A 13,854-nucleotide genomic window follows, 5' to 3' on the forward strand; every position below is an offset into this window, starting at 1 on the left:
ATACTATTCTATTTGTGATAATAACAAGAAAAATCAATCAGTTTAGTTTGTTTTATCGCAATCCCGAAAGTATCGTTTTCCAGACTTTGCTACAAACTTTGCTAAATATACTATATTTATCAGGCTTAATTGGTTATAGTTTTTAGCCAATGACAGCAATAAGTGATTGTCTGACATACTGAAATAGCTTAGTTCGTTAAATCATTTTAACCAGAAAGGATTTATCTATGAATAAGAAAATTTTAAGTTCTTTAATTTTAGCAGGTGTGATCACAATGGCAGCTGGCTGTGATGATACAACAAAAAATAAAGCCGACGATGCTGTTCAGCAAGCTAAAGAAAATGCGGAACAAGTAAAAGATGCGGGTGAAAAAAAGGCAGCTGAATTAACTGATAGTGCTAAAGATAAAGCAGCTGAAATAAAAGATAGTGCTGATAAAAAAGCTGATGAACTCTCTGATAAATCAGCTGAATTAAAAGATAGCGCTGATAAAAAAGCTGATGAGATAGCAGAGAAAGCTACTGAATTAAAAGACAGTGCAGATAAAAAAGCCGACGAACTCTCAGTTAAAGCCGGTGAATTAACTGACTCTGCTAAAGATACTGCAGCTGAGCTTAAAAAAGATGCAGAAAAAAAAGCTGACGCTATCAAACAAGATACCAGCAAGCTAAGTGCTGAATTATCTGACAAAGCGCAGGATGTTAAAACTGATGCAATTAACAGAGCTGATCAGCTAACTGATGATGCTAAAAAGAAAACTGAAGAGTTGAAATCAGAAAATAAATAATAAATTCACTCTTTAAATTAATGCCAATTAAGCGAATTGAAAACATCAATTCGCTTTTTTATTTTTAATTCACTATGTTAATCTAACCGCTAAAATTTATATCATCATTATTCTATTCAGGGCATCCAATGGAAATAAAACACAGTATAGGCTATCAATCAGCAGAACTAATCCAACAGGCATTTTATTTACGCCATGCTGTTTTCAGTGACGAACAAGGTTTTCCTGCTGAAATCGATGTTGACCAATATGATGATACCGCTGTGCATGTAGTTCTATTTGATAATAATAATCCTATCGCTGTTCTCCGTGCAATGGACCTACAAGATGGTAGATTGAAAATTGGTCGAGTTGCTGTATTAGCGGAATATCGAGGCAAAGGTGTTGGTCGTATGTTGATGGATTTTATTGCTAATTACGCTCGAAATAACCATTTTAATCAACTGGTACTTTCCGCTCAATGTTCAGCAAAAGCCTTCTATGACCGCTTAGGTTATCAAGCTGAGGGGGACATTTATTCTGAGGAAGGTGTGGATCATATAAAAATGTACCTAAAATTATAGCGATGGATACAATCTAGGCTGAGACCATATGAACTGAATAGGGGCTATGGCTGTGAGCATAGTGCAACAGCCTAGTTTCTTCTATATGCTGTTTATTTAAACAAAATACTGGGTGATCTTAATTTCAGTAACAATGTTATATTTTATATTAATTATGAAAAATAATGTGATAGCTAAAGTAAATAAGATTATTAAATAACTGCCATGAACAATAAACTGTTCATAAATAAAATTTATAAATAGATAATATTACTTACTTCCCTATTTAAAGGATAATAACATACTTATATTTTATATAATCATATTATTACATAAAATATGTATAAATAAGATTATTTTTGTTATCGATGATTTAAAATATATAGTACTAAAACAACAACTCAGCATCCAAAATGGCTAAAAGTTGATTTTCACGGCATAAAATGGCAATATGCATCGCGTTTTAACAGAGTAATTAATTAGTCTACGTTATTGTTTACTCTTTGCGTCACTTGCTCAATAGTATGAATATAGAGTTCTTGAGCAGTTTAATTATTATAAATAAAATTTATAATTTCTATTTATAATGCTATATCCACCATAAGTTTACGAATAAATCGTCCTAGAGATAAACTAATGAGATGATATTCGTATTTTAAGAAGGGTTTCTCATATCAACATGTTTGATATGTAAATAAAACAAGAAAAAGAGAAAAATTTTATGAGTCAACATGCTACTGACGAAAAGAAAGTACGCTCAAAAATTAGTCCCCCCGTTTTTTACTCCTCAGCTGTTGTTATTTTATTAATTGTTGGGTTCGCCGCACTGCTACCTGAATTAGCAGAATCTCATCTAAGTCATCTTCAGCAAAACCTGTTCATGAATGCAAGTTGGTTTTACATTCTGGCTGTTGCTATCATCTTATTGAGTGTGACTTATCTGGGACTCTCCCGATATGGCCAAATTAAATTGGGTCCTGATCATGCGCAACCTAATTTTAGTTACCTCTCCTGGTTCGCCATGTTATTTTCCGCAGGTATGGGGATCGGCTTGATGTTCTTCGGTGTTGCTGAGCCAGTGATGCACTACCTTAATCCACCAACTGGCGATGCACAAACCATACAAGCCGCGAAAGAGGCTATGCGCCTGACCTTTTTCCACTGGGGACTGCATGCATGGGCTATTTACGCCATAGTTGCGCTTATATTAGCTTTCTTCAGTTACCGCCATGGCTTACCTCTGACTTTAAGATCGGCACTGTATCCTATTATTGGTGACCGTATTTATGGGCCGATTGGGCATGCGGTCGATGTATTTGCCGTCGTTGGTACCGTATTTGGTGTCGCTACCTCTCTCGGATTTGGTGTATTACAGGTTAACTCGGGGCTAAATCATCTATTTGGCTTACCTGTTACTCCAACGGTTCAAGTGTCTTTGATTATCTTATTTACCGGATTAGCCACGCTATCGGTAGTGTCTGGTTTAGATAAAGGGATCAGAATTCTGTCCGAACTTAACCTCGGATTAGCCTTCTTATTACTATTATTAGTACTGATTTTGGGCCCAACAGTTCTGCTGCTGAAATCATTTGTTGAAAACACTGGTGGCTATCTTTCTGAAATAGTCAGCAAAACCTTTAATTTATATGCTTATGAACCTAAATCCAGTGATTGGCTAGGTGGATGGACGCTACTATATTGGGGATGGTGGTTATCTTGGTCTCCTTTTGTTGGGATGTTCATCGCTCGTATTTCGCGCGGCCGCACCATTCGTGAATTCGTGACTGGTGTATTATTTGTTCCCGCAGGTTTTACGCTTTTATGGATGACTATCTTCGGTAATAGTGCAATCAACCTGATAATGAATAAAGGCGCCACCCAACTGGCCGAAACTGTTCAATCTGATGTTTCTCTTGCATTATTTGATTTTTTAACCTATTTCCCATTCTCCACCGTACTGTCTTTCGTGGCGATGGTGATGGTGATTGTGTTCTTCGTGACCTCTGCCGACTCCGGTGCGATGGTTGTTGATACATTAGCCTCAGGCGGTGATTCAAATACCCCTATTTGGCAACGTATCTTCTGGGCAGCGCTAATGGGCATAGTCGCGATAACGATGTTACTGGCGGGCGGTCTGCAAGCCCTACAAACTTTAACAATCGCCAGTGCTTTACCGTTCTCAATGGTGCTATTAGCCTCCATTTATGGTCTGTTTAAAGCACTACGTGTCGATGCTTATAAACGTGATAGCCAACAATTGGCAACGATTGCACCAACCAGTAGTCGAACACCAATACCTTGGCAGCGTCGACTAAGAAATATTGTCTATTTCCCGAAACGCTCACAAGTTAAACGCTTTGTTGATGAAGTGGTTCAGCCGTCAATGGAACTGGTATCACAAGAACTAGAAAAACAGGGAACTGTATGCATCATTCATCATGAAGACGACGGACGCATCGGTCTGGAAGTAGACTTAGGCGATGATATGAACTTCTTATATGAAGTACGCTTACGCTACTATATTCAGCCGTCATTTGCCTTAAGTGGAATGAATGACACCGATGATGAGAAAGATGAGGAACAAAAATACTATCGTGCTGAAATCCATTTAAAAGAAGGTGGTCAGGATTACGATATTATGGGATGGAATAAAGAACAAATTATTCATGATATCCTTGACCAATATGAAAAACATATTCACTTCTTACATATACTGGGCAAATAACTACTATTATTTGTGGTGTCCACGTTAAGCTATATATGCCGATGATTAATTCATCGGCATTTTTTTGCCTCTATTTTACATATATTATACGAAATTATTTTTTTCTATTTCATGCTGATCATTAACACGATCCAAAGCAATTAATTCATCGAGTAGTTGAGTCAACTGCTGCATTTTCTCACTAGAAAAAGCCTGTTCGATAGAGTGATAACCCGCTTCGACTTCTTGCCGAGCACGATCATACAAATCTTGCCCCTGCGGCGTAAGGGATACATATAGCTTACGTTGATCATTCAATGGTTTAAGACGAAAAATAAGCCCATCACGTTCCATTCGCGTTAATATTCCAGTCAAACTTGGCCGTAAAATACAGGTTTTAACCGATAAATCATGAAAATCAATTGAACGACTATCAGCAAGTACGCGAATAATTCTCCATTGCTGTTCGGTCAAATTATAGGATTTCAGGATCGGACGAAAAAAACTCATCGCGGTCTCACGGGCTTGGAGTAAAGCAATGGTCAATGATTCATGCATAAGTTAATAGCCTATCAGATGTAAAGAGTGACTCATTCAATATCTACAACATGTTACTTCAAATCGCCGCTGCATTGAAATTTCCACAGCAATTTAAGTATTTTGCGCCCCAGTATAGATACTGATGATTTAATGATCCTCATCGTGCTGAGATTAGCATACACAATGAACAATCACCAAGAAAAAAGCCTTTAATATTAATGAATAAATAATAATTAAAATCAAGATTATAGTTAAATAAAAGTTAAAACCAAAAAGAAAAACAAATCATAGGAAATCATAACTCAATGTTTTTAGTTAATTTTATTTTTCACTGATAGCAAAATGTTAATAAGATCACAATTAGAATTAACAAATCAGTTAATCTATTGCTAATCGGGATTATTTACTTTATTAATATGTTAATAACTTTCGAGGCTAGTCTCATACCATGCATTAGGAGTCGTCAATGAAAGGCACTGTTTTTGCCGTTGCTCTCAATCATCAAAGCCAAATTGATTTTTGGCATGATGCCTTTGAACAAGCCCCCTATAAAAACCTACCAAAAACACCGGTATGGTTTATTAAACCGCGTAATACCATTATCCAATCAGGCGAGATTATCCCTTACCCTGTAGGTGAAGAGGTTTTAAGTGGTGCGACAGTGGCGATTGTGATTGGCAAAAAAGCCCGCAAAGTCAGTGTTAAGAACGCCTCAGATTACATTGCAGGCTATGCACTAGCCAACGAGGTTAGTCTACCAGAGACCAGTTTTTATCGCCCAGCTATCAAAGCTAAATGTCGTGATGGCTTTTGTCCCATTGGGGAGATAGCCGATATTTCGTTCCCAGAGATATTAGAAATAGTGACTGAAATCAATGGACAAGAAGTCGACCGCTGGTCCACAAAAGATTTACTTCGCTCGGCGAATCAATTAGTGGCTGCACTCAGTGATTTTGCGACCTTAAAAGCGGGCGATATGATTTTAATCGGCACACCACAGCAACGTATAGCAATCCACCCCGGTGATAATATTCAAATTAAAGCGGCTGGTTTTCCAACCCTAACCAATAACGTGATAGCACAATCGACACAAAAAAATGCTCCAAAAGATGATCCCTCAGTACTGATTGGGCAAGCTAAAATTCGCTACCAAGGAACTGAATATACGGTCACCGTTGAAGAAAATAACGCGATTACTCTGCCAACAGGGCAACAAATCGCTGCCGATGATCCTCAGTTAGAATTTTTGCCCCCGACACGCGGCACCTTATTTGCTTTAGGTTTAAATTATGCCGATCACGCGGCTGAATTAGCATTCAAACCGCCAGTCGAGCCGCTGATTTTTATCAAAGCTAATAATTCACTTACTGGGCATCGTCAAGTTTCTGTTCGCCCAGATAATGTTGAATATATGCACTACGAATCTGAATTAGTTGTCGTTATCGGTAAAACAGCCCGTAATGTTTCACAAGCCGATGCCATGGATTATGTCGCTGGATATACTTTATGTAACGACTATGCAATACGCGACTATTTGGAAAACTATTACCGCCCTAACTTACGCGTCAAAAGCCGAGATACGCTGACCCCTATCGGCCCGATAATTATTGATAAAAAATACATTAGCGATCCGCATAATTTAGCCTTAAGTACTTATGTTAATGGGGAATTACGCCAACGCGGGACTACCGCTGATTTAATTTTTAATATTCCTTTTTTAATCGCTTATTTAAGCGAATTTATGATATTACAACCGGGTGACATGATAGCTACGGGTACCCCAAAAGGGCTTTCTGACGTCGTACCCGGCGATGAAGTTATCGTTGAAGTCGAAGGCGTTGGTCGCCTATTCAACCACATTATCAGTGAAGACGATTATCGCCAAGTGATTGCCCGCCAAGAAAATCCCCCCGCGTGTGACAATACTGAAAGGAGCGCCTGTAATGACTAAGATTAATCATTGGATCAACGGTAAAAATGTCGCCAGTAAAAACTATTTTACGACAACAAATCCCGCCACTGGTGACGTACTTGCAGAGGTCGCTTCTGGTGGACAAGATGAGGTTAATCAAGCTGTTGCAGCAGCCAAAGCGGCTTTCCCTAAATGGGCAAATACGCCAATGAAAGAGCGCGCACGTTTAATGCGTCGCCTTGGCGAATTAATTGATCAACATGTCCCGCAAATCGCCGAGATGGAAACCAACGATACCGGTTTACCTATCCATCAGACTAAAAATGTATTGATCCCTCGCGCCTCGCATAACTTTGAATTCTTTGCCGAAGTGTGTCAGCAAATGAACGGCAGAACCTATCCTGTCGACGATAAAATGATGAACTATACGCTTATCCAACCCGTTGGCGTATGTGCGCTGGTTTCGCCTTGGAACGTGCCATTTATGACGGCAACGTGGAAAACCGCTCCCTGCTTAGCGCTAGGGAATACAGCGGTGTTAAAAATGTCTGAACTCTCCCCGCTGTCGGCTAATCGTTTAGGCGAATTAGCGCTTGAAGCGGGTATTCCGGCAGGCGTATTAAACGTGGTTCAAGGTTATGGCAGCACCGCAGGCGATGCATTGGTTAAACATAACGATGTGCGTGCGGTTTCATTCACTGGCGGAACCGCCACAGGTCGTATGATCATGCAAAATGCTGGCCTAAAAAAATATTCAATGGAATTAGGCGGAAAATCGCCAGTGCTTATTTTTGAAGATGCGGATGTCGAACGCGCTCTAGATGCGGCTTTATTTACTATTTTCTCCATTAATGGTGAACGCTGCACCGCAGGATCGCGCATCTTTATTCAAGAAAGCATTTATCCCGAATTTGTAAAACGCTTTGCCGAGAGAGCTAATCGCCTAAAAGTGGGTGATCCGAATGATCCTCAAACTCAAATTGGCGCGCTAATTAGCCAGCAACATTGGGATAAAGTATCGGGATATATTCGTTTAGGTATCGAAGAAGGCGCAACATTATTAGCTGGCGGCCCTGATAAGCCTCGCGATCTGCCTTCTCATTTGAAAAATGGTAACTTCTTGCGCCCTACCGTGCTAGCCGATGTTAATAATCAAATGCGCGTTGCCCAAGAAGAAATCTTTGGCCCTGTAGCCTGCTTGATCCCCTTCAAAACCGAAGAAGAGGGTCTGCGTATGGCCAATGACATCGAATATGGTCTAGCGTCTTATATTTGGACTCAAGATGTCAGCAAAATACTGCGTCTATCGCGCAGCATTGAAGCCGGTATGGTGTTTGTTAATACCCAAAACGTTCGTGATTTACGCCAACCTTTCGGTGGGGTAAAAGCCTCCGGTGTAGGACGTGAAGGTGGGGAATATAGCTTTGATGTTTTCGCTGAAATAAAAAACGTCTGTATTTCATTGGGTGACCACTCAATTCCACGTTGGGGCATTTAACATTAATACACGCCACGGGATTAGCTTAAATATCGCGTCACAGCCAGTGCCGCTATCCTCGGTGTCGCTTTAAATGACCGCAGGACAGTGCAACAAAGATAGATTTTACAGTGAGGATTTATGGGCAAATTAGCGCTAGCAGCAAAGATTACACATGTTCCTTCGATGTACCTGTCTGAATTACCGGGTAAACATCAGGGGTGTCGTCAAGGGGCTATCGACGGACACAAAGAAATTAGTCGACGCTGCCGTGAATTAGGCGTAGATACCCTGATTGTATTTGATACCCACTGGCTGGTAAACAGCGCCTATCACATTAATTGTGCCGATCACTTTAAAGGCATTTATACCAGCAACGAATTACCGCATTTTATTCGTGATATGGAATATGAATACGATGGTAATTCAACCCTAGGTCGCATGATAGGCGAAGAGGCCAGAAAACTGGGTGTTAGAGCGCAATCACATGAAATTCCTAGCCTAACACTGGAATATGCCACATTAGTTCCGATGCGCTACATGAATAGTGATCGCCATTTTAAAGTGATTTCTATTTCTGCATTTTGTACCTCTCATACTTTTGAAAATAGCCGAAAACTGGGTGAAGCCGTATTAACGGCGATTGAAAAATATGATGGTACCGTAGCCGTCTTAGCCAGTGGCTCGTTGTCCCACCGCTTTATTGATGATACTCGTGCAGAAGAAGGCATGAATAACTATACCCGTGAATTTGACGAGCAAATGGATAAACGAGTGGTGAAATTATGGTCTGAAGGCCGCTTCAATGAGTTCTGTAAAATGTTGCCGGAATATGCTGATTATTGCTATGGCGAAGGCCATATGCATGACACCGTAATGCTGCTTGGTATGCTGGGTTGGGATCAATACGCTGAGCCCGTCGAGATATTAACTGATCTCTTTCCAAGCTCCGGCACCGGACAAATTAATGCGATATTTCCGCTGCCCGAGTCAATAACTCAGCGCCAAGCTGCTACAGCTTAAGGAGTCGATTCATGCCGCATTTCTACGCTGAATGTACCGAGAATATTAAACATCAAGCCAAACTACCCGAGCTATTTGCAAAAGTTAATACGGCTTTAGCGAATACCGGGATCTTCCCGCTGGCAGGTATTCGTAGCCGAGCTATTTGGCTGGATACTTGGCAAATGGCAGACGGTAAACATGATTATGCTTTTGTGCATTTTACCTTAAAAATTGGCGCAGGACGCAGCATTGAACAGCGTAAACAGACCGGTGACATGCTCTTTGCGCTGATCAAAACGCATTTTTCTGCCTTAATGGCACAGCGTTATCTGGCGTTGTCATTCACAATGGAAGAGTTAGACCCGATCCTCAACTTTAAACAAAACAACGTTCACGCTCTGTTTGCCAAGGAGTAACATGCCGATGCCTCAGCCTCTGCTCGCGTTACCTCAATCTCCACAACAGCCACCTAAATGGCTGATCCCCTTGTTGGGTTCGTTGGTGGCATTCGGTCCTTTATCGATTGATATGTATCTGCCTGCGTTACCACAAATGGGCTCAGAGTTGCAGGCGTCACCGGGGCAGATACAATATACGCTTGGGGCTTTTTTTATCGGATTTTGTGTTGGCATGCTGCTGTATGGCCCCCTGAGCGATACGTTAGGGCGGCGTAAAATATTGCTCGCGGGATTAGCATTATTTTCACTCGCCAGCCTACTGTGTAGTTTTTCAACACAAGTTGAACAACTGATTTTATTGCGCGCTCTGCAAGCTTTTGGCAGCGGAGCCGCTATTGTTATGGCTCGCGCCATTGCCCGTGATATTTATGCCAATCATGAATTACCACGCGTTTTATCGTTAATGACTTTGGTTACCATGATAGCGCCGCTAATCGCTCCATTATTGGGGGGATTTTTACTGCTGCATTTTAATTGGCCATCAATTTTTATTTTACTGTGCGGGATGGGATTATTAAGCATGCTAGTAGTTTTCTGTTATTTGCCAGAGACATTGGCTTCAAAACGAATCTCCAATGTACCAACTCGCTTATCTCCCTCTGTAAAGCAGCTTATTGGGTCAGCATTTGATAACTATAAACAATTAATCGCTGACAAATATACTCTCAGTATTATCGGGACTCTGGCATTTTCATTTGCGGCGATGTTCGCCTTTATAAGCGGGTCGCCTTTTATTTATATCAACTATTTTAATATTTCAGCGCAATATTATGGGCTACTATTTGGCTGCAATATTCTCGGCATGATGCTGATGTTATTAGTCAATGTACGAGCATTACGTCGCTATAATTTGCCAAAACTGCTATTTATGCAGACAACTGCTCAATTAGTATTCGGTCTGCTGCTAGTTATTTGTTATCAGCAAAGTCTTCCTGTTATTGTAGTACTAATAGTGCTGTTTTTGTCGCTGGTTAATGCGATTGGAACAAACAGCCTATCACTCTTATTGCAACATCGAGCGAGTCTCGCTGGCAGCGCAAGTGCACTGGCGATTTCAGTGCAATTTGCCATGGCGGCGCTGGCGAGTGTTGCAGTTTCTGTTCTACAAGATGGTTCCCCATTTGCTATGACACTGGTTATGGCAGTCTGTGCCGCTTTAAGCTGGATAAGCCAACGCTTTTCTGCAAAGCATGCTTCGACACAACTGCAATCCGTGTCTTCGGAGAAAAAATAAAAATGACTATGATCACCTCTTCCTCACTTTATCGCCAGCAAGCTTATATCAACGGTCAATGGGTTGATGCAGATAACCACCACGTTTTTGAAGTGACTAATCCAGCAACCGGAGAAGTGATAGCTAACATCAGCGATGTTGGCGCCGCGGAAACTCAGCGGGCTATTCAAGCAGCAGAGCAAGCGTTACCGGCATGGAAAGCCATGACGGCGAAACAACGCAGCCAAATTCTGAATAAATGGTTCCGTCTGATGATGGAAAACCAGCAGGAATTAGCCGAGATCCTCAGCTTAGAGCAAGGAAAATCTCATGCTGAAGCCATGGGTGAAATCGCTTACGGTGCTAGCTTTATTGAATGGTTTGCCGAAGAAGGTAAACGGACTTATGGCGAAACCATTCCTTCTCCGCTGCCAGGCCGTCGAATCGCGACCATTAAACAGCCAATTGGGGTAGTTGCCGCAATTACCCCGTGGAATTTCCCTAATGCCATGATCACCCGCAAAGCGGGCCCCGCCTTAGCGGCTGGCTGTACCATGGTATTAAAACCTGCCGCAGAAACACCGTTATCTGCATTAGCCCTAGCGGTATTGGCGCAAGAAGCAGGGATCCCCGCTGGCGTATTTAATATTGTTCCAGGTACCGATGCTAAATCTATCGGTGAAGTACTGACCTCAAGCCCCATTGTGCGCAAATTAACCTTCACGGGTTCAACGCGTGTCGGTAAGCTGTTAATGGCACAATGTGCTGATACAGTGAAAAAAATGTCATTAGAGCTGGGAGGGAATGCGCCATTTATTATCTTTGATGACGCCGATTTAGACGCCGCCGTTGAAGGGGTATTAGTCGCGAAATTCCGTAACAGTGGGCAAACTTGTGTATGTGCCAACCGCATCTTAGTGCAAGAAGGCGTGTACGATGAATTTGCGGCTCGTTTAGCCACCGCTGTAAAAGCACTGAAAGTTGGCCCGGCGACACAAAGTGATTCTCAACAAGGCCCATTAATTAACCAAGCCGCGATTGATAAAGTTAAACAACATATTGCCGATGCGGTCTCCCACGGGGCGCGTGTTATTGCCGGAGGGAAATCCGCCTCTCTCGGTGGACTGTTCTTTGAACCAACCGTGCTGGTGGATGTCGATAAATCGATGAAAGTATCTTATGAAGAAACTTTCGGCCCTGTTGCCCCGCTGTTCAAATTCCGTGATGAAGCAGAAGCTATCAAACTGGCTAACGATACTGAATTTGGTTTAGCGTCGTACTTCTACTCTCGCGATATCGGGCGTATTTATCGAGTGGCTGAAGCGCTCGAAAGTGGCATGGTGGGGATCAACGAAGGGATTATTTCAAACGAAGCCGCGCCATTCGGCGGTATAAAACAATCGGGACTGGGGCGTGAAGGTTCACGTTACGGAATCGAAGACTATCAGGAAGTGAAATACCTCTGCTTTGGTGGCATAGAGGAATAGGAGCCAAACCCATATGTTACAGAAAGATATCGTATCGCAGGTTGCACAGCGTCTGAATAACGCAGAAAAAAAAGGTGAGCAAATCCGCCAGATCTCTTTAGATCATCCAGAAATTACGATTGAAGATGCATATGCGATTCAACGTGAATGGGTAGGTTTAAAAATGTCTGAAGGGCGAATACTGAAAGGGCATAAAATTGGGTTAACCTCGAAAGCGATGCAAGCTAGCTCGCAAATTGATGAACCCGATTACGGTGCATTACTGGATGATATGTTTTTCGCTGATGGTAGCGAGATCCCTTTTGACCGTTTTATTGTTCCTCGCATTGAAGTTGAACTGGCATTTGTACTGGCAAAGCCACTCCGTGGCCCAAATTGTACCTTGTTCGATGTTTATAATGCGACAGACTATGTTATTCCTGCGTTGGAGTTGATTGATGCTCGTTGTCATAACATCGATCCTGAGACTCAACGTCCACGCAAAGTGTTCGATACGATTTCTGATAACGCCGCTAACGCAGCCGTTATCATGGGCGGACGTCCAATTAAACCGAGAGATCTCGACTTACGTTGGATAAGCGCCCTTCTGTACCGCAATGGCGTTATTGAGGAGTCAGGTGTTGCTGCCGCAGTACTGAATCACCCAGCAAATGGTGTGGCTTGGTTGGCGAACAAACTGGCACCTCATAATGTTGAGTTAGACGCGGGACAAATTATTCTCGCGGGCTCCTTCACCCGTCCTGTGCCTGTTCGTCGTGGAGATACTTTCCACGCCGACTATGGGGTAATGGGATCAATCAGCTGCCATTTTGTCTAAAGAGGCTCTCATGGAAATGCCAAAAAATAGCTTTAAGCGCGCCCTAAAAGCGGGCCAACCACAAATTGGTCTATGGCTGGGCCTGAGTAGCGCATACAGCGCCGAATTGGTCGCAGGAGCCGGATTTGACTGGTTATTGATTGACGGTGAACATGCACCAAATACAATCCCGACTATTTTATCTCAATTACAAGCTATCGCCCCATACCCATCACAGCCAGTAGTCCGGCCACCGTGGAATGATCCAGTAATTATCAAACAATTATTAGATATTGGCGCACAGACATTATTGATCCCGATGATCCAAAATGCTCAGCAAGCCGAGCAAGCCGTTAAAGCGACTCGTTATCCTCCCGCGGGGATCCGGGGTGTTGGTAGCGCACTAGCCCGTGCCTCACGCTGGAATCGGGTCGCAGATTATATTCATCAAGCTAACGATGAAATGTGTGTGATTGTGCAAGTTGAAACGCGTGAAGCCTTAATAAACTTACCTCAAATTTTACAGATTGATGGCGTGGATGGCGTATTTATCGGCCCTGCCGATCTCAGCGCTGACATGGGATTTGCGGGCAATCCTAATCACCCTGAAGTTAGAACCGCTATCGAACAGGCGATTTTATTAATCAAACAAGCCGGTAAAGCTTCAGGCATATTAATGGCTGCACCTGACGTAGCTGAACATTATTTAAAATTGGGTGCCTTATTTGTTGCTGTCGGCGTTGATACCACTTTATTAGCCCGCAGTGCGGAATCACTAGCCGCAAAATTTAAATCTAATCGTCAAATATCAGTGGCTGCATCTAGTGTTTATTAATAATTAACTCACTATAGATAAAGCCATATATAAAAAAATATTAAATTTTAAAAATTATTATAAATAGAATATACCGATGAAATATATGCCTGATTTA

General features: G+C 42.1%; 12 protein-coding genes. 11 read left to right on the top strand and 1 reads right to left on the bottom strand.

Translation table 11 applies throughout. The annotated features are described in order from the left end of the window. Positions 1–227 precede the first annotated feature (227 nt). From MNY66_RS12670 to betT, 3 genes are all read left to right on the top strand, one after another. A complete protein-coding gene (locus tag MNY66_RS12670; protein ID WP_047256653.1) occupies positions 228–788 on the top strand; it encodes a hypothetical protein in 561 nt (186 codons plus the stop codon). Between the two features lie 128 nt (positions 789–916). Then, positions 917–1,351 (top strand): GNAT family N-acetyltransferase, encoded by a 435-nt coding sequence (locus tag MNY66_RS12675; protein ID WP_047256654.1) that lies wholly within the window; start codon positions 917–919, stop codon positions 1,349–1,351. A gap of 700 nt (positions 1,352–2,051) precedes the next feature. Then, positions 2,052–4,055: a choline BCCT transporter BetT gene (gene betT / locus MNY66_RS12680; RefSeq protein ID WP_047256655.1), complete on the top strand. Its 2,004-nt coding sequence runs from the start codon at positions 2,052–2,054 to the stop codon at positions 4,053–4,055. Between the two features lie 84 nt (positions 4,056–4,139). On the opposite strand, the gene hpaR is transcribed toward betT, so the two are convergent. Beyond that, a complete protein-coding gene (gene hpaR / locus MNY66_RS12685; protein ID WP_241501020.1) occupies positions 4,140–4,592 on the bottom strand; it encodes a homoprotocatechuate degradation operon regulator HpaR in 453 nt (150 codons plus the stop codon). 448 nt (positions 4,593–5,040) lie between these two features. Here hpaR and MNY66_RS12690 point away from each other — a divergent pair, with 448 nt between their 5' ends. From MNY66_RS12690 to hpaI, 8 genes are all read left to right on the top strand, one after another. Beyond that, positions 5,041–6,525: a fumarylacetoacetate hydrolase family protein gene (locus tag MNY66_RS12690; protein WP_241501021.1), complete on the top strand. Its 1,485-nt coding sequence runs from the start codon at positions 5,041–5,043 to the stop codon at positions 6,523–6,525. After that, the gene (gene hpaE, locus MNY66_RS12695) at positions 6,518–7,984 is read left to right on the top strand and encodes a 5-carboxymethyl-2-hydroxymuconate semialdehyde dehydrogenase (protein WP_047256658.1); all 1,467 of its coding nucleotides are present in this window, start codon (positions 6,518–6,520) and stop codon (positions 7,982–7,984) included. Before MNY66_RS12690 ends, hpaE begins: the two co-directional genes overlap by 8 nt. A 120-nt stretch (positions 7,985–8,104) precedes the next feature. Beyond that, complete coding sequence (gene hpaD, locus MNY66_RS12700) at positions 8,105–8,986, top strand: 3,4-dihydroxyphenylacetate 2,3-dioxygenase (protein WP_047256659.1); 882 nt, start codon at positions 8,105–8,107, stop codon at positions 8,984–8,986. Between the two features lie 11 nt (positions 8,987–8,997). Continuing rightward, positions 8,998–9,384 (top strand): 5-carboxymethyl-2-hydroxymuconate Delta-isomerase, encoded by a 387-nt coding sequence (locus MNY66_RS12705; RefSeq protein WP_047256660.1) that lies wholly within the window; start codon positions 8,998–9,000, stop codon positions 9,382–9,384. Between the two features lie 7 nt (positions 9,385–9,391). Then, positions 9,392–10,660: a Bcr/CflA family multidrug efflux MFS transporter gene (locus MNY66_RS12710; RefSeq protein WP_241501022.1), complete on the top strand. Its 1,269-nt coding sequence runs from the start codon at positions 9,392–9,394 to the stop codon at positions 10,658–10,660. A gap of 2 nt (positions 10,661–10,662) precedes the next feature. Then, positions 10,663–12,126 carry an NAD-dependent succinate-semialdehyde dehydrogenase gene (locus MNY66_RS12715; protein WP_047256661.1) on the top strand — a complete coding sequence of 488 codons (1,464 nt, stop codon included), beginning with the start codon at positions 10,663–10,665 and terminating at the stop codon, positions 12,124–12,126. Between the two features lie 13 nt (positions 12,127–12,139). Beyond that, on the top strand, positions 12,140–12,943 hold the full coding sequence (hpaH, locus tag MNY66_RS12720) for a 2-oxo-hept-4-ene-1,7-dioate hydratase (protein WP_047256662.1): 804 nt from the start codon (positions 12,140–12,142) through the stop codon (positions 12,941–12,943). Between the two features lie 10 nt (positions 12,944–12,953). Next, a complete protein-coding gene (hpaI, locus tag MNY66_RS12725; RefSeq protein ID WP_241501023.1) occupies positions 12,954–13,757 on the top strand; it encodes a 4-hydroxy-2-oxoheptanedioate aldolase in 804 nt (267 codons plus the stop codon). The last annotated feature ends 97 nt before the right edge of the window (positions 13,758–13,854 follow it).

This window comes from Moellerella wisconsensis, from assembly GCF_022592395.1.
GTDB lineage: Bacteria > Pseudomonadota > Gammaproteobacteria > Enterobacterales > Enterobacteriaceae > Moellerella > Moellerella wisconsensis.

What these genes read in the sequence shown, in the direction of transcription:
- MNY66_RS12670 (WP_047256653.1), top strand. Translation starts at nt 228, where the DNA reads ATGAATAAGAAAATTTTAAGTTCTTTAATTTTAGCAGGTGTGATCACA.
- MNY66_RS12675 (WP_047256654.1), top strand. Translation starts at nt 917, where the DNA reads ATGGAAATAAAACACAGTATAGGCTATCAATCAGCAGAACTAATCCAA.
- betT (WP_047256655.1), top strand. Translation starts at nt 2,052, where the DNA reads ATGAGTCAACATGCTACTGACGAAAAGAAAGTACGCTCAAAAATTAGT.
- hpaR (WP_241501020.1), bottom strand. Translation starts at nt 4,592, where the DNA reads ATGCATGAATCATTGACCATTGCTTTACTCCAAGCCCGTGAGACCGCG.
- MNY66_RS12690 (WP_241501021.1), top strand. Translation starts at nt 5,041, where the DNA reads ATGAAAGGCACTGTTTTTGCCGTTGCTCTCAATCATCAAAGCCAAATT.
- hpaE (WP_047256658.1), top strand. Translation starts at nt 6,518, where the DNA reads ATGACTAAGATTAATCATTGGATCAACGGTAAAAATGTCGCCAGTAAA.
- hpaD (WP_047256659.1), top strand. Translation starts at nt 8,105, where the DNA reads ATGGGCAAATTAGCGCTAGCAGCAAAGATTACACATGTTCCTTCGATG.
- MNY66_RS12705 (WP_047256660.1), top strand. Translation starts at nt 8,998, where the DNA reads ATGCCGCATTTCTACGCTGAATGTACCGAGAATATTAAACATCAAGCC.
- MNY66_RS12710 (WP_241501022.1), top strand. Translation starts at nt 9,392, where the DNA reads ATGCCTCAGCCTCTGCTCGCGTTACCTCAATCTCCACAACAGCCACCT.
- MNY66_RS12715 (WP_047256661.1), top strand. Translation starts at nt 10,663, where the DNA reads ATGACTATGATCACCTCTTCCTCACTTTATCGCCAGCAAGCTTATATC.
- hpaH (WP_047256662.1), top strand. Translation starts at nt 12,140, where the DNA reads ATGTTACAGAAAGATATCGTATCGCAGGTTGCACAGCGTCTGAATAAC.
- hpaI (WP_241501023.1), top strand. Translation starts at nt 12,954, where the DNA reads ATGGAAATGCCAAAAAATAGCTTTAAGCGCGCCCTAAAAGCGGGCCAA.